This window comes from Bacillus sp. SA1-12, assembly GCF_000981385.1.
GTDB lineage: Bacteria > Bacillota > Bacilli > Bacillales > Bacillaceae > Metabacillus.
This window is the reverse complement of sequence record NZ_LATZ01000119.1, coordinates 457,140-476,384: the sequence shown is the minus strand read 5'-3', so window position 1 is coordinate 476,384 and position 19,245 is coordinate 457,140. Positions and strand designations below refer to the sequence as shown.

Annotated in this window: 18 protein-coding genes and 1 pseudogene; 8 read left to right on the top strand and 11 right to left on the bottom strand. The window is 34.4% G+C overall.

The genetic code is table 11. The annotated features are described in order from the left end of the window. Positions 1-188: 188 nt before the first annotated feature. Genes WQ54_RS21730 through WQ54_RS21715 form a run of 4 tightly spaced genes read right to left on the bottom strand, consistent with a single transcriptional unit; the run spans position 189 to position 3,876 of the window. Positions 189-965 (bottom strand): ABC transporter ATP-binding protein, encoded by a 777-nt coding sequence (locus WQ54_RS21730; protein WP_084822256.1) that lies wholly within the window; start codon positions 963-965, stop codon positions 189-191. Between the two features lie 4 nt (positions 966-969). Further along, positions 970-1,734, bottom strand: coding sequence for an aliphatic sulfonate ABC transporter permease SsuC (ssuC, locus tag WQ54_RS21725; protein ID WP_046587193.1), 765 nt, complete (start codon positions 1,732-1,734; stop codon positions 970-972). Positions 1,735-1,739: 5 nt separating this feature from the next. Continuing rightward, positions 1,740-2,885 carry an FMNH2-dependent alkanesulfonate monooxygenase gene (gene ssuD / locus WQ54_RS21720; protein WP_046587192.1) on the bottom strand — a complete coding sequence of 382 codons (1,146 nt, stop codon included), beginning with the start codon at positions 2,883-2,885 and terminating at the stop codon, positions 1,740-1,742. A gap of 19 nt (positions 2,886-2,904) precedes the next feature. Further along, entirely contained in the window at positions 2,905-3,876 is a 972-nt protein-coding gene (locus WQ54_RS21715) for a sulfonate ABC transporter substrate-binding protein (RefSeq protein WP_046587190.1), read from the bottom strand. A gap of 447 nt (positions 3,877-4,323) precedes the next feature. On the opposite strand from WQ54_RS21715, the gene WQ54_RS21710 reads away from it, so the two are divergent. Further along, the gene (locus WQ54_RS21710) at positions 4,324-4,863 is read left to right on the top strand and encodes a GNAT family N-acetyltransferase (RefSeq protein ID WP_084822254.1); all 540 of its coding nucleotides are present in this window, start codon (positions 4,324-4,326) and stop codon (positions 4,861-4,863) included. Positions 4,864-5,221: 358 nt separating this feature from the next. Further along, positions 5,222-5,695, top strand: a complete 474-nt coding sequence (locus tag WQ54_RS21705; protein ID WP_046587186.1) for a hypothetical protein — start codon at positions 5,222-5,224, stop codon at positions 5,693-5,695. A gap of 170 nt (positions 5,696-5,865) precedes the next feature. Here WQ54_RS21705 and WQ54_RS21700 read toward each other — a convergent pair whose 3' ends face one another. The 3 genes from WQ54_RS21700 to WQ54_RS32070 all read right to left on the bottom strand — a co-directional run bounded on the left by WQ54_RS21700 (position 5,866) and on the right by WQ54_RS32070 (position 9,786). Then, the gene (locus WQ54_RS21700; RefSeq protein WP_052737905.1) at positions 5,866-7,143 is read right to left on the bottom strand and encodes a VWA domain-containing protein; all 1,278 of its coding nucleotides are present in this window, start codon (positions 7,141-7,143) and stop codon (positions 5,866-5,868) included. 506 nt (positions 7,144-7,649) lie between these two features. Beyond that, positions 7,650-8,534, bottom strand: a complete 885-nt coding sequence (locus WQ54_RS21695) for a VOC family protein (protein WP_046587184.1) — start codon at positions 8,532-8,534, stop codon at positions 7,650-7,652. Between the two features lie 280 nt (positions 8,535-8,814). Then, on the bottom strand, positions 8,815-9,786 hold the full coding sequence (locus WQ54_RS32070) for a polysaccharide deacetylase family protein (RefSeq protein ID WP_052737904.1): 972 nt from the start codon (positions 9,784-9,786) through the stop codon (positions 8,815-8,817). A 642-nt stretch (positions 9,787-10,428) separates the two neighbouring features. On the opposite strand from WQ54_RS32070, the gene WQ54_RS21685 reads away from it, so the two are divergent. Then, the gene (locus WQ54_RS21685) at positions 10,429-10,665 is read left to right on the top strand and encodes a hypothetical protein (RefSeq protein ID WP_046587183.1); all 237 of its coding nucleotides are present in this window, start codon (positions 10,429-10,431) and stop codon (positions 10,663-10,665) included. Positions 10,666-11,028: 363 nt separating this feature from the next. Here WQ54_RS21685 and WQ54_RS21680 read toward each other — a convergent pair whose 3' ends face one another. Next, a complete protein-coding gene (locus WQ54_RS21680) occupies positions 11,029-11,601 on the bottom strand; it encodes a hypothetical protein (protein ID WP_052737903.1) in 573 nt (190 codons plus the stop codon). A 455-nt stretch (positions 11,602-12,056) separates the two neighbouring features. On the opposite strand from WQ54_RS21680, the gene WQ54_RS21675 reads away from it, so the two are divergent. Beyond that, entirely contained in the window at positions 12,057-13,469 is a 1,413-nt protein-coding gene (locus WQ54_RS21675) for a sorbosone dehydrogenase family protein (protein ID WP_046587181.1), read from the top strand. Between the two features lie 562 nt (positions 13,470-14,031). On the opposite strand, the gene WQ54_RS21670 is transcribed toward WQ54_RS21675, so the two are convergent. Beyond that, the gene (locus WQ54_RS21670; protein ID WP_052737902.1) at positions 14,032-14,766 is read right to left on the bottom strand and encodes a polysaccharide deacetylase family protein; all 735 of its coding nucleotides are present in this window, start codon (positions 14,764-14,766) and stop codon (positions 14,032-14,034) included. Positions 14,767-15,349: 583 nt separating this feature from the next. Here WQ54_RS21670 and WQ54_RS32970 point away from each other — a divergent pair. Further along, positions 15,350-15,442, top strand: a complete 93-nt coding sequence (locus tag WQ54_RS32970) for a YjcZ family sporulation protein (protein WP_046587179.1) — start codon at positions 15,350-15,352, stop codon at positions 15,440-15,442. A gap of 246 nt (positions 15,443-15,688) precedes the next feature. Beyond that, positions 15,689-15,826 (top strand): annotated as a pseudogene (locus tag WQ54_RS32965) (SRPBCC domain-containing protein); the annotation flags it as partial. A gap of 296 nt (positions 15,827-16,122) precedes the next feature. Here the strand turns inward: WQ54_RS32965 and WQ54_RS21660 are convergent. After that, positions 16,123-16,494 carry a cyclic-phosphate processing receiver domain-containing protein gene (locus tag WQ54_RS21660; RefSeq protein WP_046587178.1) on the bottom strand — a complete coding sequence of 124 codons (372 nt, stop codon included), beginning with the start codon at positions 16,492-16,494 and terminating at the stop codon, positions 16,123-16,125. A gap of 451 nt (positions 16,495-16,945) precedes the next feature. Here WQ54_RS21660 and WQ54_RS21655 point away from each other — a divergent pair, with 451 nt between their 5' ends. Together WQ54_RS21655 and WQ54_RS21650 are read left to right on the top strand one after the other, a co-directional pair. Next, the gene (locus WQ54_RS21655) at positions 16,946-17,089 is read left to right on the top strand and encodes a DegQ family regulator (protein WP_156178050.1); all 144 of its coding nucleotides are present in this window, start codon (positions 16,946-16,948) and stop codon (positions 17,087-17,089) included. 431 nt (positions 17,090-17,520) lie between these two features. Beyond that, on the top strand, positions 17,521-18,258 hold the full coding sequence (locus WQ54_RS21650; RefSeq protein WP_046587176.1) for a YheC/YheD family protein: 738 nt from the start codon (positions 17,521-17,523) through the stop codon (positions 18,256-18,258). A gap of 783 nt (positions 18,259-19,041) precedes the next feature. On the opposite strand, the gene WQ54_RS33865 is transcribed toward WQ54_RS21650, so the two are convergent. Then, positions 19,042-19,206 carry a hypothetical protein gene (locus tag WQ54_RS33865; protein ID WP_156178049.1) on the bottom strand — a complete coding sequence of 55 codons (165 nt, stop codon included), beginning with the start codon at positions 19,204-19,206 and terminating at the stop codon, positions 19,042-19,044. Between the last annotated feature and the right edge of the window lie 39 nt (positions 19,207-19,245).

Genomic DNA, 19,245 nt, shown 5'->3' with positions numbered 1-19,245 from the left:
CTCTATAAAAAAGACCAACCATATTAACATGGTTGGTCTTTGGTTATCCAATCGACTTTGATTTTTACTTATGGTTATAAATAGTAGGATTAAACCTTCATTACAACATCAGGCTTTCTTTTAATCAAACTGCATAATAACCCATATCGAATAATTCCTATGAAATAAGTCGGAATTTCAGCAATCAATTAAGTAGAAGCTTTCGAAATTTTAAAATCCTCAGATAGGATCTTTTCTTCCCCTAAAATTTGAGTCAATATCTTTCGGACAAACTTATTAAAGAGGGGATGATCCTTCTGCCTTGGGTAAGGAAGGTTGATGACTTGTTCCATAGATATTTTTCCATTTTCGATCACAATGACTCGGTTAGCTAACGCGACTGCTTCTTCAACATCATGAGTAACTAAAATAGCTGTAAATTTCTTTTCCTTCCATAAATCTTCAATCAGCCGATGCATTTCCATTCGAGTTAACGCATCTAGTGCACCTAAGGGCTCATCCAGCAACATTAGCTCTGGCTCATGGACAAGTGCCCTTGCCAAAGCAACCCTTTGTCTTTGACCGCCAGATAAAACACTTGGCCAATCCTTTGCACGTTCTAATAATCCAACCTGCTGCAGCAAAGTTGTTACTTTGTCTTGATTTCCTTTTTTTAATCCTAAACCAACATTGTGCTGGACTGATTTCCACGGGAGAAGCCTTCCATCCTGAAACATCATTTTAGCAGTTGAGTTTTTCTCATTTATTTGTTTTCCATCTACTAACAATTCTCCTTCAGTTGGAGGCTCCAGCCCAGCGATTAATCGCAGCAAAGTACTTTTCCCACATCCGCTTTTGCCAACGATTGCAATGAAATCACCTTTATTTACTCTTAATTCAATATTCTTAAGAACTTCCTTTTCACCAAATGATTTTTGAACATTAATTAATTCAAGTTTAACTTTTTCCCCTATACTCACGACGATCCCCCTACTTCTGAAAATTTGGATTCCATTTCAAGAACCGTCTTTCTGCTAATTTTGCTGTATAATCAGATAGCTTTCCTAAAATAGCATATAAAATGATACTTAAAACGACAACGTCCAATTGCATGAATTCCCTTGCATTCATTGCCATATAACCAATTCCGGAATTTGCTGCGATTGTTTCAGCAACGATTAACGTAACCCAAGTAATTCCAAGAGCATAGCGAACACCAACTAAAATGGAGGATAAAGCACCCGGAAAAATAATATGCCAGAATAGATGAAATCCTTTTAACCCATATACCTTACCCATTTCAATTAGTGATGAATCGATGGAACGTATTCCATGAAATGTGTTTAAGTAGATAGGAAAAAACGTTCCAAGTGCAACTAAAAACAGCTTTGCTTCTTCTTCGATACCAAACCATAAAATAACGATCGGTATTAAGGCGAGATGAGGAATATTACGAATCATCTGGATGGACGTATCAAATATTGTTTCTGCTACTCGCGATAATCCATTCCATAGACCAAGTAAAAAACCTACCCCTCCGCCAATAATAAATCCAATAAAGGCTCTCTTAGTGCTAACACTAATATCATGAAATAATTGTCCAGATTGTCCCAGCTCAATTGCCGCTTTAAAAATATCAACAGGATTAGGCAGAATCCTTGATGAAATGACTCCTGCCGATGATAGTACCTGCCAAGTGGCCAGCAATAAGAATGGGAATATCCATGGTACAAATTGGTTTATACTTTTCTTCATTTCTATCACCTTTTTGCATGTAGTTTTTTCGGAAGGAGATTATTTGCAACAATTTCCCCAAAAGGACTTACAATACTAGGATTACTTGCATTGTTTGATTTCCCTAATTGCAAATAAGGAAATAACAGCTCTGCTACACGATAAGACTCTTCTAAGTGTGGATAACCAGACAAAATAAACGTCTCGATGCCTATTTCCTCATATTCTTTCATTCTTTGCGAAACTGTTTTTGGATCTCCGACTAAAGCAGTACCTGCTCCGCCTCTAACTAATCCAACTCCTGCCCAGAGATTTGGACTAATTTCTAAGTTATCTCTACTACCTGAATGCAATTGTGACATTCTTTTTTGTCCTTCAGAGTCAAATCGAGAGAAGACTTTTTGAGATGTTGCAATTAAGTCATCATCTACATATTTAATTAATTCAACTGCTGCAGCCCATGCTTCTTCTTCGGTCTCTCTAACGATGACATGAAGCCGAATACCAAAACGCAGCGTTCTTCCCTGTTGTTTAGCAAGCTTCTTCACTTGATTAATTTTTTCTTCCACCTTCTCTGGCGGTTCTCCCCAAGTTAGATAGACATCAACATGTTTTGCAGCCACTTCTTGGCCTATTTGTGAAGAGCCGCCAAAGTATAATGGTGGATAAGGTGATTGCACAGGCGGATATAATAATTTCCCGCCGGTAACACTTAAGTAATTTCCTTCAAAATCAGCTTCTCCTTTGGATAATAAATCCCGCCATATGGTTAAAAATTCATCTGTTAAATCATATCGTTGTGTATGACCCAGCTTTAGGCCATCACCAGCAAGTTCAACAGGATCACCGCCTGTCACAACATTGATAAGCAACCTTCCGTTAGATAATCGATCGAATGTAGATGCCATTCTTGCTGCTTGTGATGGAGAAGTTAAGCCAGGTCGTACAGCAACAAGGAATTTCATTTGTGATGTAACCGAAATAAGCGATGATGCCACAACCCAAGCATCTTCACATGATCTTCCCGTTGGCAGGAGTGCACCTGAATAGCCTAATGAATCGACTGCCTGTGCAATTTGTTTAAGATAAGGCAGATTCACTTCTCTTCCACCTGTTGTCACTCCTAAATATCTTGAATCCCCATGTGTTGGAATAAACCAGAAAACATTCATTTTTCTCAACCCTTCTTTATTATTTATTTAATGATGCATCTTCAACATTTATTGAATGAGGAATTAGTTTAAGGTTATAGAATTGATCGGCAATTTTTTGCTGATCGTTAATCACATCTGCTGTAACCTTCTCTAATCCAAATGTCCTTCTATTTAAAGTAAGTTCTAAGGTTTCTGCATCCATACCGATTTGCGGTGATAAAAACTCTGCAGCTTCCTTCGGATTTTTTGATACCCATGTTTCTGTCTTTTTCACTTCATCAAAAATAATATCCAGAACCTTTGGGTTTTGTTCAGCAAACGTACGTGACGAAAGGAAGAATTCTCTATTGGCAGCTAAATCTGTTGCATCGGCAATAATTCGCCCGTTTGTTGACAACTCTGCATCTGCTAAGAAAGGATCCCAAATAACCCAAGCATCAATATCTCCCTTTTCAAATGCAGCCCGTGCATCTGCGGGCGGAAGAAAAGCAGTCTCTATTTCTTCATATTTAATTCCTTCCTTTTCAAGTGCCTTTACAAGCAGGTAATGAACATTAGACCCTTTATTCAACCCAATCTTCTTTCCCTTTAAATCCTTTATGCTTTTTATAGACGAATTCTCTGGTACAATAATTGCTTCCCCTCTAGGGTTTGGCGGCTCATTGGCAAAATAAACAAGTGGTGCATCTGCAGCCTGTGCAAAGATCGGCGGTGCTTCTCCTGTATGGCCAAAATCAACACTTCCTACATTTAAAGCCTCCAACAGTTGAGGACCAGCAGGGAACTCTGTCCACTTTACTGAATAACCTTCTTTTTCTAATGCCTGGTCTAAGCTTTTATTTGCCTTTAAAATATTTAATGTTCCAAATTTTTGAAACCCTATATAGACTGTTTTCTCATTCTTTTCATCTGATCCATTCGTCTCCTTACCAGAAGAAGAAGAGCTGCAGCCTGCTATCACAAAGGCTAATAAAATACTTGTGATAGAAAGTAAAATACGTAATTTCATTGTAAAATCCCCCAATCGTAATCATTTAGCTTTTTTATAGACAATCTTGATAAATAAAAAAGGCTCCCGAGCTAAGTGTTAGATCAAGTCACTTAGTTCTGAGAGCCTCTAGTTTTCTAGTCAGCATTAATTATTAAATTTTCACATAATTTTCTTTCATTAACATAACCTGATTATAAAACCCATTATTCCGACCTGTCAACTATATTTTAAATTTCCTTGTAAACAGAGATAAGCAACAATGATTCTTAACTTTGATTATATAAGGGATGTTATTCAAGTTCATCTTAAATGATTTGTTTCTTTTAAGACAAAAGATCCAATTCCTAATTTCTAAAACTTCTCATGGCTACAGGACTTTTCTCGCAAATAAAGAGAGGAACTATTATAGAATGATCGAATACTTATTTTTATAGATAACCTGTAAATGAAGGCTGAGGAGGTAGTATGTTGAATAAGCAAGGATTTAACATAGAGATAAAAGCTGCAGAAGAATCCCAATTAGATTACCTAGTGTCACAGTTTTCCCCCGATAACCCAATGTTTCAATATAACCGATATCATGTTCAAAAGAAGGCCGAGGGACTATATCTGATTGCTTGGAAAAACAGCATACCTATTGGTCATTTTTTACTACGTTGGTGCGGTCCTCAAGATACATATGTTACCAACTCTATTGATATAACTTATAGTGCTTTTCTAGAAGCAGGGCTAACTAAAGATGAATATCGAAGAATGGGAGTAGCAACAGCTATTATTCAAGAAGCAGAACGACTCTCTAAAGAAAAAGGATGCACTCACATAGGTTTAGAAGTAGGTGTCGAGAATTCTGAAGCCAAACGCCTTTATGAAAAATTAGGCTATAAAGATTGGGGGTATGGAGAATTTCCGATAAGCTGGGAATGTATTGATACCAATGGTAATAAAGGAACCGATACAGAAATTGTTATTTTTATGCAAAAAGATCTTCAAGAAAGTATGAAATAAATGTGGTTATGTGTAAAGCACCGGTTAAACAGTTCAAAGAACTATTAAACAGGTGCTCTAATTTAATATGAACTGAAATATGGTATCGTCCATTTACCTAAATAAGTGGTAACTGATAAAGATTCTACTAAAAGAATCCATAAAAAAATGAAAGAAGTTGAAATGAAAAAAAGTTCTCTTCTCTCCAACCCGTTAATGAAAGAATGAGTCGTAATGAAGTGCTTCACCTTATTCTTTTCTGTTTTAAAGCGTCAAGTAGCAGAGCTAAATTGGTATATTTTCCTGCCTATTTAATCAAAATAATGTCAGATGAACTTACATCTTGCTACGTTAAAATAAACATTAAATAGGTGATTTAATGGACTTTATGAAATATGAAGGTGAATGGTATGTCTGGACCATTGTATTGACTTCCATATTATTCGTATTAATCATGCCTAAAAAAAATCTAACATGGGCAGGCATTTTTATGACGATTTTTTTATCTGGGGGACTTACTTGGATTTCCGATAGCATTGCAGGGTCAGTAATTGATTTATTTGACCTGGCAAAAAAACAAACTACTGAGCTTAGTGATGCTTTTTTAATTAGCTTTGTTCCTGCGAGCATTGCTACCAGCTTTGTTAATTTTTATAAGCCACAGAAAAAATGGATGTTTGCTATTTCCTTTACTGTATTGTGTACTGTCTTAGAAACAGGTTTAGTTTTGTTTGGATACATGAAAAATAACGACTGGAGAACATGGTATGGACTTCCTGTTTATTTTATCGTTTTTAGATTCTTTTTTCCTTGGTACTTACAGTTGCTTACAAAGAAATTAGTAAAATATTGACAGTCCTTTTCAATACAAGTTAAATATCCCCATTCGCCTACTCTGCCTATAATGAAACGTTTACCGAATATGATATACAATTTGTTTGCTATAAGGCATGAGAGAATAGTAAAAACAAGCTGCCGAGACTTTCCCGACAGCTTGAGATAGAAATGATTGAGCTACTTTTATTATTCTTCTTCACGGATTCTTATCCGTTCATCCAGTGCCTTGTCCCTCGTTTCGATTCGCTGATTAAGCCCATTGTCAGAGAGTTCAATTCTTAAATTTCTTGCAGCGTCACCAACATAGATTCGTAATTCTCTTCCGCGATCTCCTACATTTAAACGTATGTCAACTGGGTCTTCTTCTAAATGGTCACCAATGTATTTCGTAAGATCCTCCAGACGTTTTTCTTCTCTCTCCTGTATGTTACGCATTTCACTTTCTTTCGCATTTATCTCATCTTTTCGTATTGATTCTGAATCATAAACCTTATCTACATTAGTACTCTCCCACTCATACCAAGCTTCGATAAGTCGGCTTTTTTCTTTTTTGAAAAAGTCTTCAAATTGTTCCTGTGAGGAGACGGTTTCATATTTCCCTGCACCAGCATTGGCTACTTCTTTTAGTAATTCTTGACCTTCGTTATCTACATCATAACCTATGATATTAACGATACCTTTACTATCCGATTGGTTGATTTGTTTGGCTGCTTTAATCGGATCGCCATCACATGTTTCAACCCCGTCACTTACTACATAGAGAATGTTCTCTACATCATCTTCTGAAAATGCTTTTAAGTCCTCTCCAGCTGCTAGAATGGCACTAGCTAATGGGGTCCATCCAGCTGGTGAAAATTGATCCAATGCCGCAGAAAATTGGTTTTGATCATAAGGTTGAAATGGATAAACGACTTCAGTACTACTACATGAAAGAGATTTATCAGCATCACTCCCCGTTCCTTTATGACCATATACCCGTAAGGATATCTGAACATCCTCAGGGAGTTCAGATACAAAAGATTGAACTGCATCTTTTGCTAATTGCATCTTCTGTTTTCCGCTTACTTCGCCATTCATACTTCCGCTTGAGTCAAATAATATCTGTATGTTTACCTTTTTCCCTGATGGAACATCTACATTTTTGCTTCCCGGCTCCGCACTATTTTCCTCAAAAGACGTATCTACTCCATCAAAATATTCTTTATACGGCCGATAATCTTCAGCAACGAGGGCAAGTAACTGTTCATAATATTCCTTCATCTCTAAGTCTTTCGGCCATTGGTCAATCAATTCCTTGACTTTCAATTCATTATATTTATCGCCACTGAATTTGCCAGGGACTTGCATAAGAATATCTTCAATTTCAGTTGATTGGTAAGGTGTTGTATCTAGTAACACATTTTCTTCATGTTTCTCTTCCTTGTGACTTTCTTCTGTATCCTTTTCAGTTGTTGTCGTTGCCACTTTGTTCTCCTTACCATCTCCACATCCAGTGAGGAAAACTAGTAGACTGAAACAATTAAAAAGGTAGTTTCTTAACTTCATTATTCTTTCTCCTTATGATTAATACTTTAACTCGTGCACTCATTATGAGGTGTGCTATGTATTTTTAATTCTGAGCGCATAAAAGTAACAACGAAATTCATCGTCTATTTTAAATTATTCTATATTTCAAAACTAGTCAATCTATATTGTATTTTTTTACAATATGGCCCTTAACATAAAAAATGGACGCTATCTATATGAGAGATAAGCGCCCTAAAGTTGAACAATCTATTAGATCATTATTAAGTCAAATTTCATTCATTATGATAAAATGGCGAATCCTATATTTATCCATTTCTTTTCATATAGTCTTTGAGCAAAATTATTAGCTGGTGCTATAATCAGACTTATTTTTTAAATGTAATATTATTCTATTTGCTTCCGCCTATTAAGGTGATTTTTGCAGCTGTTTTTTTCCTATTTGATCAACTTTCAAAGCGGGCATTTTCCAATGCAGCAATATCAATTTTTTTCATTTTTAAGAGTTCCTTTATCAATCTCTTGATTCCATCACTTGAGCCTTTAAACATGACCTCATCCATGTTTTCCGGAACAATCTGCCATGAAACGCCAAATGGATCCTTTACCCATCCGCATTGCTCTGCCTCAGGTACCGCAGAAAGTCTATTCCAAAAGTAATCAATTTCTTCCTGATTTTTGCAATTTATCATGAATGAAAATGCTTCGTTAAAATTGAAATCTGCGCCAAAGGCATTATCCATTGCTGAAAAATGAATATCGCCAAGGTTGAAACCAGCATAATTTACTTTTGCCTCCGGCGACGCCGCTTCTCCTTCTCCATATCTGCTGATTATCTCTATTCCTGAATCTACAAATATTTCCACGTAGTACTTAACTGCTTCTTCAGCTTTCCCGCATGAATCACTTGAAAAAAGAAAGTTCGGGGTAATTTTTTGAACAGTTTGTTCTTTATCCATAAGCATCAACTGCCAAGACAACCCAAATCGATCCTGAACCCAGCCATACCACTTGCTAAAAGGATATTCACCCAGTGGCATTAATTCGGTCCCGCCTTCAATGAAAGCATTCCATTTTGCATTTACTTCTTCTTTAGAAGAACATGCCACCATCAAGGAAATGGATGGATTAAATTTAAAGTAAGGACCTGCACTTATTGCATCGAATCGTTGTCCGGCCAACTCAAAGCTTACATATTCCGAGTCTCCAGAAGGAGTATCTTCAAGAACTGTCACATTTAATAATGTAGAATCGTCAAATAAACTAGTGTAAAACATCGCGGCTTCCTTCGCTTCTTTGTCATACCATATATGCGGAACTATTTTTTGCATAGCGGTCTCCTTACTATTACTTTATTTACTAGCAGAAAGCCTGCCAGCATTCAATCCTATTATACTTACTAGATACCACTCATCGCAAAACGAAAAAAATAAAGACCAAAAAGTTAATAGGTTCTCTACCATTCAAATAATGCTTTTTTAATTACTAAGAAAAAAGGTAAAAAAATAACAGAAGAATAAATTAAAAATCAAAAAAATGCTCCAACCAATTGCTAATATCTAAAAAAATGCTGAGTATCTTATAGAGGATACCCAGCATCATTTTTTGTTGTTATTTTTGATTCTTATTACCTAAGATTGTTGGAACGGTAACAAACTCGTAGCCCTGTGCTCGTAAATAATCAATGATTTCAGGAAGTGCTTTAACAGTCTCAAATTCCCCTGAAACATGGTAGTTATGTTGAAGAATGATAACTCCAGGTCTCGCTTCTTTCTTTACTCTTGACACAATTTCTTCTGCAGACACTCCGCTCCAGTCCTTTGTATCAGCTGTCCAAATGATCGAACGGTAGCCTTGTTTATTAAGGAGAGCTATCTGTCGATCCTCAAATTCTCCGTACGGGGGTCGGAATAAATTTGGTTTCACCCCTGTAATTTTCTTTATTTCTTCAGAAGTAGCCTGTATGGTATCCTTCAATTCTTGATCCGAGAGATCAGGTAAATGCGGGTGATCCCAAGTATGGTTGCCTATGGCATGTCCCTCTTTGTAAATCTGTTTCAGCTGTTCAGGATACTCCCTGGCCTGCTTCCCTACTACAAAGAATGTGGCCTTCACATCCTTTTGTCTTAAAATATCTAAAATTTGCGGGGTATAAATATTTTCCGGACCGTCGTCAAAGGTAAGTGCGATTCTTTTCTTACTAGGACTTCCCATATAAACTTTTTCATTTTTTATTGGTACATTTATGATTTGATCCGGGTAAATCATCTTGGGATTTTCAATTTGGGAGTTTGCTCGTATTAGCTCCGACAAAGTACAATCCAGTTTAATTGAAATTTTATAGAGTGTGTCCCCTTTGCTAACTATGTACGTTTTTGGAATTTCTAACTGTTGTCCCGGCTCAAGAACGGTAGAATCTAATCTATTCAAGTTAACAATCCTATCTTCCGTTATTCCATACTTGTCTGAAATTTTTGAAAGGGTATCTTCAGGTTGAATTATGTATGTTTCAGCCATTGCAGGTTTTCCTAACAGAATGCAAACTAAGATAAATGCTATTAAACCGGTTGCTTTTTTAAGCATGATTTCACCTCCTTATCATCACACTACTTTGTAAAACAGACGTGATCTCCTTAACTTTTATTATATTAAACGTAGAATTTTTAGCAGCCTAAAAAATCATAGCACAATATAATAACATCTCAATACAGTCTAATTATCTAAAAAAAGCTCATTTTTTGTAGGGAAACCTCTTTAGTTAATGGGTTGATTTTCCATTTTTTCGACACATTTCCTCAAAATATCTAGATATTTTGCATTCTTTTCCCATTTTACCCTCGAAAAAAATAGTTTCTCCGAGAAAATATTTTAGAAAGAAAACAGTTTTTTAAATTTTTTTCAACATCTTAATTTAATTAGAAATTTGAATAATGAAGATAACAATTATTATAAAAAGATTTTTCTTTGGTATTAAATTGTAGAAATAAAGAATTTGTACATGGAGTGAGAGAAATTAATATTAAATTACTAGATTTATTATTACTTATAATAGGGTTTTGGTTTGGAATTAATAAAATATTTATTAATACAACTGGTGGATTCCTAATGAAAGTAATTGCAGGATTGGCGTTATCATTATCTGTATTACTCTTTATTTCTTGTATATCTAATGTATTTAAAAAGTAGAATATTAGTAGTTATTGAGCAACTGAGGGGAAGATTATATTGTTAAAAGAATTCAGGGTATGTTATACACTTGATGATGATATTAAGTGGGGAAAGATAAGTAAAACATCAAGTATACAGAAAGATGATGTTTTACAAGAAATATTAAAAAGGATAGAACGCTGTGATTTTTTTATCGTAAAAGGTGATAGTAATCCTTTTATTCTTAACACCTCAAAAGTACGTTATATAAGAATTTTTGATGAGAAAACAAAAGCCGATCATTCCTTATTATAGGAAAAATCGGCTTTTTACATGGTTGAAGTTAGCTTAGCGTAATTTTTACGCGTTTTGTTGGCAGGATGACTGTTTTCTAGTTCTATTTCATAAAATGAACCGTTTGTTAAAATGATTAAACATCACTCTTTATCAACCGTTTCGTTTGTCGAATGAAAAAAATGCTCAACTCATAACTACCATATTTACTTTTTTTTGGTATGATCGTGTTTCACCACAATAACCTGGGAAACGGTAACTGTGTTTCTTCATTATCGGTTGCTTAACAGGTAACAGTATAAACACTTCTCCATTCCCACTTCTTTCTGCATGTACAAAGATCTCTAACTGTTTCTTTCTTAGTTAAACCTTATTTCGATAAAATCATGATCGGGAAAAAACTTTATTGAGACCTTTAAAAGCAGAGATACTTACTTTTTTCCAAATCCAGCTATACAATATGGAGAAAGCGAAAATCCCTAAAATAACCATACTATTAAAATGAGTTGTTATCGATGGTCCCAGTATAGAAAATTTAAGTCCATATAATAAAATACTTATACCTAGTGTTAAACATACAGCTGCAAATGAAATAATGAGTATGCTTCTCTTTAAATACTTAAGCCCAATGCCTAAACTGAGTCCTAATAACCCTGTTGTAAAAAGGAACACCAATAGCTCACTTGGCTGGAAAATAGCCAATAGAAATATGGTTAGGAAATAAGTCATCACGCCTATTCTAAGTGACATTAGGCAAGCAAGCACAAGCGGGCCGGTACTCATCATGCTCAGAATATAACCAATCCCAGAGAAAATCCCCGCAGATTGAAAAATAACCGCTATTGAGCCTAAAAGGGCACCAACTACTAGCCGCATTGTCTTAGAATTATTATCAATCGTTGGGATAAACTCATCACCCGAAAAACTAGTTGTAACTTTTTTGAAAAATGACCGCATCTGACACCTCCATTATAGGTAAATGCAGTGTGCAAGAAGTTTATGCTTGAAATTGTTCAAGATAAGTTGTCCTTTTTCTATCCTAATACTTTTTAGATGGTGTCATTTCATACATATGTTCATATAAACGCAATTAAGACAACTCGGAAGAATGAGCCCTTTGCTTCAAAGACCGCTGGAATGAAACATCTCCCCTGTTGCTAAAGAATGATTGTCACTGGATTGGAAGAAGATTCCTCGCCCTTTATTGGTACTATTAGAACAGTTCTAATCATATTCTTATAAAGCGAGACCTGCATCAGTGGGGGTTTTCCTCTTCACCCACTGATGCATAGCGGGACATCTATACTGCCAGTTATCCTCCACCTATCTTTTTTGCTTTTCTAAAATCTTGTGGTAAGGGTTTTACTGCCCGTTAAGAATGAGATAAACAATTAGAAGGAGTGTAAAGTTAGTTGATAAAAGTTAAAGTTGGTTTGCGTCCCATTGTAAGCAGGATTAATTTACCCACTGTTTTAAAAACAACTATACTTCCTGGTGACTCAATTGAACGATTATTTATTGCAACCCAAGTAGGAGAAATCTTTTACATAGGAAATGGGGATATTAGGACCTTTTTAGATATTCGGACGCGAATTATAAAACTAGGTGCTTCTGGTGGATATGATGAGCGTGGATTGCTTGGGCTGGCGTTTCATCCCAACTTTTATTATAACGGTTTATTTTATCTTCATTATTCAGTAGCTGGAACACAAGGTCCTGGTGCTCTCCCAGAATCTTTTCATCCTAACCCTTGTGATCCCAAGACTTTAAACCTAAGATGGACGAATAGAGATAATCAATATGATCATATTGATACAGTTGAAGAATGGATTTTACAATCGAATGGTCAACCTCAAAAACGACGGACATTACTTAACATAAGAAGACCATTTTCTAATCATAATGGTTTTAATAGCTTAAACTTTTCACCTGAAACAGGAAAACTAGTTTTAACAACAGGAGATGGCGGATCAGGCTATGATCCTTTTAATTTAAGCCAGGACGAGATGGAAATCGCGGGTAAAATAATAGAAATAGATGTAGTTAAAAATACATCCATCTATAATCCGCCAGTCGTCACACGTTTTAATGAACTCCCCGCACCTATTCAAGAAACCCTTACGGTAATGGCCATAGGTGTTCGCAATATACCAGGGATTTCATATCAAAGGTATTATGATCAATATATTAAATATGTGGGAAATGTCGGACAGGATTTGGTAGAGTCCATTTTTTCATTCGTTCATTATAAACCAATTCCGGTTTCCAAGCTTATTCAAGCTTCTTTAATGAACTCAGAAGCTGACCTAGAAGGGCTTATTAACTTTGGTTGGCGAGGTTGGGAAGGTGCTTTTCCTACTTCGATTATGAGGGGATGCTCTGCAAATCCTAATCTGGATGAGAAAACGATTGCCTATTACAATGAAGCAATTAAAACTTCTGTGAGACGGATACAGCCTTTAACCAGCTATTTCCATAATGATCCCCGACTTGATAAGTTTGGAGGAACTGCCATTACAGGAGTTCATCCCTATATGGGGAAAGGAATCCCCGCTTTAACGGGAAGCATTGTGTTTACTGATATTGCCCGGAAGGAAAAATCTCAAACGCCGGTTAAAGGTGTTTTAGCTTATACTAGGGTAAGACAAGATTGTAAACTAAATGATTTTAGTGTTATAGAAACCGATTATCATTCAGGATCTCAATCTGCTTATTATGTTGCTCTGGGAACGAATCTAAACCAAACGAGATTATATTTAGGAGTTTATGGCTCTATGAAAGTGACAGATTTTAACCATGGTACTATTTTTGAAATTGTTCCGTGATGCTTCTCTTCCTTACATTATAGCAACCAGCTCCCGCATTCGTTTATCGTTCCGGGTTTTATATACCTTGATTTCATCCTAAACACTTGCAATCCATTACAAAGGAACGGATATTATCTTACTTGTCGATACAAAATAACTAACCGTCCTTAAAGATACACATTTTATTCTTTTATTATTCAATTGTTAAGGTAAAGAATCCTTTTTCTACTCTCTATGGGGAAAGGAAAAAGCTTTACCCTTTTTGATTTGATACCCTCTTTTTTATCTGAGAACATTCCTATTCAAACAAAATGATAGAGAACAAAAAAAGCTATTTAAGAACCAATAGTTGTTATAATTACTATAATTAATATAATAATCCCTAAAACAAATAATGTGATAACCTAAGTGCCCTCCCCTTCCCTCAAAAAATCATTATTCATATTTACTATCCTTTTAATATTTTTTACCTTTTCATTTATGAAAATGGAATACCTTAACTAATTTAACCTCATCCTGTTTTCCTGTTTCTTTCCCTTATTTAAATAAGTAAAAGCGATAACCTGTAAGTTTACCGCTTTCATTCTCCGTCAACTATCTTTGCAAAGTCATCAAGAGTAGTTGAATACTTGATATATATACGAGGTAAAAGATAGATTTCGTCTTTAATGCCCTTCTCAGAAAATAATTCAGGAGTTGTTGTTAGTCCAAACAAATAGAATTTCTTCGTTTCCGCTATTATTTCTTTACTGAAATTTCCGTAAGGATAGGCGAGAGCAATAACTGGTTTGCCCGTTATACTTTGAATTTTATCTTTGTACCCTTTCAGTTCATATTCAAAATTTTTTGTTTTCGTCAAATCAGGATGTGTAGCAGTATGAGACTGGACAGAGATGATCCCCGATTCAGCCATCATTTTTAAATCTGATGCCGATAATCGGTTGGAGCCACCGATAAAGTCAGAAATAACAAATACGGTACCAGTTGGTTTAAAGCGGTCGTTTTTCAATTTTTGAAAAATAGCAAATGCATTCAGATTGTTTTTGTAACCATCATCAAAGCTAATGAAAATGGGTTTGTTAACTTTATAAATGTCTTGCCATCGTTCAAAAGTTAATAACGTATAGCCTTGGTCTCTTAAATAAATCATTTGCTTCTCAAAATTCTTAGGGGTTACATATAACTCCCTAGAACCCTGTCCTTTAAACTCATCAATCGAATGATATACTAAAATGGGGACTTTTCCTTGAGCAAAAACTTGTGATGGAAGACTTACTAAATGAAAACATAGGAAAAACATGGCAACCTTTTTCATAAAACTCCTCACTTTGTAACGTTTTTCTTTCTTTTTATTTATTGTTTCTAAAAAAGCATTGAACTATTATCATTTCTCCTATATCCCACTCAAAAAATAGACCTCCTGCCTAAAACCAATTCCTTTTTAAAGAGAAACGCTTTTTTCATTCAAACTCGGTATTTGTAGATTTTGACAGAAACTTGTCAAACTATTTTTATTTAAAATTTGAACCTTTCATAGTAAGATCAAGATAAGATTACAAAATATGTCATTATTAAGGAGTTGGTCTGGTTGAAAATTAAGGCCTTAATTTGTTTTTTTACCAGAAACCATAAATTCAGCTATTACTCTCACCATTGTGTTAGATGTGGAAAAAAGAAAAATAGAGCTGCATAAGGTTGCTCTTTTTTCTTTTTTTGCCGTTTTCTTAAAATTATAATGATTGGAAGGTTTTTATCTTTTCAACCCAAGAATTTTTCTTATTATGGCGTGCTGTTAAATAATGAAATCAATATTTGCATCAAAATTTCCATGTTTGGCTATTTCAAAGAATTAAAGCTTGACATAACATGTATTAACTCCTGAAAAAAGGAGGTGATACATGATGTCAAATGGATATGGCCTTAATTTTGCTTTGGTAGTTGTTCTTTTCATCCTTTTAATTATTGTTGGTACATCTTTTAGAGGATACTAATATTTTAAAAGTGATGAATAACTAAAAATAAAACCAACATTTCTTCTATTTTGAAGCGTAATTGATACGCTTCTTTTTTTCATCCCAATTTTACTAATTACATTATATATTTGAAAACTTTACATAAAATTTTGGTGCGAACTGTTTATTTGAGCCTACGGGATAAATTGTGTTTCTGTTTTTCTATTATTTAAACTGCTATTTATTTTTGGAATTTAATTAACAAACACATTCGATAAGCTTTCAAGGGGAGCTGAAACAGTTATTACGGTAGAACTTAAATCTTCTGGCAACAGAACTAGAATGCGTCTTACGCATGCAGGATTTCCTGATGAAGAATCTAGTGACAAGCACGAACAAGCTTGGCCGCTTGTACTTGAATAGCTAGACAATCGGATGAGAGAACCTTCCTAAACAGGAGATTCTGGAAAAACTCGGCATATTTTGATTTGCATAGATATTTTGAACCTGGTACTCTTCTTTCTTTACTTATGTATGATTTCTTTGAAGCAGATGCACCTTTGACAAATTATCAATTTTGCTAGGCAACGCAACTTTAACTGTAATAAGGTTGCCCCCTTAAAATTTTTTATCTTACCTTTTGTTAACTCGAGTTTACTTATTCCGGCTAATTCATTTCATTTACAGAGAATATTCATGGATGATGTAATGGGAAGAGTTTACCGTATTTCTAAATAATGTTGCAGAACAGCTGACGGGAAGTAATTGATGGGCAGTGGTCTTAAGGATACAATGATGTCAGTGGGCATTATAGAATCATGTTGTGCTTGTTTCAAGCAGTTAAACATAGCTTTACCGCCGACTGAATTGGCAGAGTGAATAGTAATGCGATTAGCAAAAAGTTTTTCTTTAACCATCATTTTAACAAGCATAGTACCGTTCCTGGTTCTATTTACTAAATCGTGGTCCAAAGAAAGATGTTCAATATCATATGTTTGTAAGAGCTCTATACACTCGTCAATTGTCTCGGCTAACACATAACCTTCGGGTGCTTTCCGATAGTCATCTAGGAAAACGCTAATTTTCTCCATTTTCTAGTCCTCCTTCCCTGTTATAAGGGATGATTAAGAAAAGTCGAAGAATCCTTATAGGTATATTTATAAAGTTTAACATAACTTTGAAAGAAAAAGACATTTTAAGGCTAATATGTTAAAAACTTTATTTTATGGCCATGATAATTAATTCTGTTGGTTTTCACTGGGTGACTTGTCAGTACAATAGGCATATGCATTATTAATCTAAGACTAATTCTTACTTATTTAATAAAGTATTTTAATTTGTTACTTGAATAAAAAGCTTTATTCCTTTTTTGTGGATTTTTCGAAAAATGAATACATTAGGACTATTTCGTTTATTTTGCGCCATCACGCATATGAAATTTGAATTATTTTCGGTGAAAAAAATTTAAATTAAGTTAAAATTTTAAGTAAGAGCAAATGAATCGTTTGCCATAAAGTGACTAGGTTGTAAGGAGGTGTAGGAATGATAGATCTCCGTAAAATTGAAGAAATGGCTCAAATGTTAGTTCAGCTTGAAGAAGAAATAAAAGAAACAATAGAATCACTTCATTTAATAAATAAAAGTATAGATAAATATGACAAATATACATACCTAAATGTATCCTAAATGGACTACAACTAAAACCACAAAAATCTCCACTTATATTCCCTATCACACTACATGAATATTCTATACAAAACTAGTTAACATTTCCGTAATTAAGATATGAAAACCGTTTAATGCTGCGCTAAGGAAACACAGGGACGGTTTGATTCTTTTGCCTCGGTTTTTATACAATTGATTAAAAAGACATACGTTTTTTTGTCTAAAATGAGCAGAATGAAGGGATATTGTACAACAAACGATGTTGCTAAAAATTTAAAAATCGCAAAAGAGAACGTCGCTTTCTTACTAATTAAGAAAACGACGTTCTTTTTTGTATGACGTTTTTTTCATACAATCTATCCAATTTATTAATTGGTACAAGAAATTTTACTTTTTCAAAATATAATATAAAAAGGATTATGCTGATAAATTTTTTAAAAAGGGGATGTAGGATGAGGCGTGTTTCTACTGGAAAATGGACTAAATATAAAATGATGTCAAAAGAACCAAGACTTTCTTCATTTCTGCCTGATACTCAATATTTAAATAGAAATTCCTTAACTAATATGTTAGATAAGTATAATCAAATTATGGTAAAGCCTTGCTTTGGTTATCAAGGAAAAGGAATTATTCAAATTACAAAGTTAAACGATGTAGACTTCGAACTTTATATTGATGATCGAAAAATAATGATAGATGGAAAAGAGGATATTTATGATTACTTAAAGGAGAATCACTTCCCCCAAAAAAGCCAGAGTTATATTGTTCAAAAACGGATTCCTCTTGCAAGGATTAAAAATAATCCATTTGATATTCGGGTAATGGTTCAACGCAAGAAACATTCATCAAAATGGGTTATTACTGGTAAACTTGCAAAGGTAGCAGCCAATAACTATGTTGTTACGAATGTAGCAAAGGACATATTATCAATTGAAGATGCTATTGAAAGTTCAGCGATAAATAATAAGCAAATATCGGATATTATAGCCAATATAGATCAGGTATCAATATTAATTGCTAATCAATTAGCAAAGTATTATAGAAAAAAACGGGTTTATGGAATCGATCTAGGAATTGACCAGGTAGGTAAGGTTTGGATCATAGAAGCGAACTTGACTCCTGCTATATCAATGTTTAAATTATTGAATGACGGCTCGTATGAAACGATTAAAAACTACAAAAAAAGATAGTTTTATAAGTAAACAATGATTAAATCCCAAAGAAGAACGTCGCGTTCTTACAAATTAAGAAAACGACGTTCTTTTTTGGGTAAAGATAGTACTAGTTTCTATCTAGAGCATTGCTCCTACCTATACGGTTAAGTGATAGAGTTACTGCATGAAAAGTAACTATACATGTGAAATACGCATGACCTTCAAATAAATTCACATAATCAGATGTTATAGGAATAAAACCTTTGGAATTAGTCATTCAAAGGTTTACTATCCCTTTATGAAAATATGAATGTAATAAAATAGAGGTTTAATTACATTGAATGAATTTCAGATCATTTAACTTTATCACTTTTCAACCGTGGGATTTTCTACAATGGGACTAACTTTTGGTTAGGTTCAATATTAAGGTTAGAACACATTTATGAAAATAAAAAAGCCACCTTATCAAAGGGGGCTAAATAGTATGAATTACATCAATAATAAGTTTCGTGTAACTGTCCGCTAAATCTATAACTAGGCCATGTATCTATAATATCTATCTGATAATTTCCAGCTTTCATATTTGTAAATGAAGCAAAATAACCAGATGTTCCCTTAAATGATCCCCAGTAAAAAAACTTATATACTGTACAACTTCCAGTAGATTCATTACATAGACGTACCCGTAACATCGATGGATTACTATAAATTGGCTTCTTATATCCAGAGTTCTTGTTTATTGAATATAAATCGACTTATCGTATCATTATATTCTGTCCCGTATTAAGAACCCAAGCTGCCCCATCAAACTCTCCATCTTCAGTTACAAAGGCTATAAAAAGTTCCACCATAAGTAGCTTCTCCGAATCCTGGTCCTAAAGTTCCTGCTAATGCACTTTTTGATGGAAGTATGGATAGAACTAAAGAACACAATAAAATAAACGGTAATAGCCATTTTCTATTAACCTTTTTAGATAATGTCATTTTTTCTCCTCCATTTGATTTAGCAACATTAAAGTTATA

Coding starts and splice junctions, on each gene's coding strand:
- WQ54_RS21660 (WP_046587178.1), bottom strand. CDS start 16,494: ATGGAGAAAATTAGCGTTTTCCTAGATGACTATCGGAAAGCACCCGAA.
- WQ54_RS33865 (WP_156178049.1), bottom strand. CDS start 19,206: ATGACATTATCTAAAAAGGTTAATAGAAAATGGCTATTACCGTTTATT.
- WQ54_RS32970 (WP_046587179.1), top strand. CDS start 15,350: ATGATGTCAAATGGATATGGCCTTAATTTTGCTTTGGTAGTTGTTCTT.
- WQ54_RS21655 (WP_156178050.1), top strand. CDS start 16,946: ATGATAGATCTCCGTAAAATTGAAGAAATGGCTCAAATGTTAGTTCAG.
- WQ54_RS21715 (WP_046587190.1), bottom strand. CDS start 3,876: ATGAAATTACGTATTTTACTTTCTATCACAAGTATTTTATTAGCCTTT.
- WQ54_RS21680 (WP_052737903.1), bottom strand. CDS start 11,601: ATGCGGTCATTTTTCAAAAAAGTTACAACTAGTTTTTCGGGTGATGAG.
- WQ54_RS21705 (WP_046587186.1), top strand. CDS start 5,222: ATGGACTTTATGAAATATGAAGGTGAATGGTATGTCTGGACCATTGTA.
- ssuC (WP_046587193.1), bottom strand. CDS start 1,734: ATGAAGAAAAGTATAAACCAATTTGTACCATGGATATTCCCATTCTTA.
- ssuD (WP_046587192.1), bottom strand. CDS start 2,885: ATGAATGTTTTCTGGTTTATTCCAACACATGGGGATTCAAGATATTTA.
- WQ54_RS21670 (WP_052737902.1), bottom strand. CDS start 14,766: ATGAAAAAGGTTGCCATGTTTTTCCTATGTTTTCATTTAGTAAGTCTT.
- WQ54_RS21710 (WP_084822254.1), top strand. CDS start 4,324: ATGTTGAATAAGCAAGGATTTAACATAGAGATAAAAGCTGCAGAAGAA.
- WQ54_RS21695 (WP_046587184.1), bottom strand. CDS start 8,534: ATGCAAAAAATAGTTCCGCATATATGGTATGACAAAGAAGCGAAGGAA.
- WQ54_RS32070 (WP_052737904.1), bottom strand. CDS start 9,786: ATGCTTAAAAAAGCAACCGGTTTAATAGCATTTATCTTAGTTTGCATT.
- WQ54_RS21650 (WP_046587176.1), top strand. CDS start 17,521: ATGAGGCGTGTTTCTACTGGAAAATGGACTAAATATAAAATGATGTCA.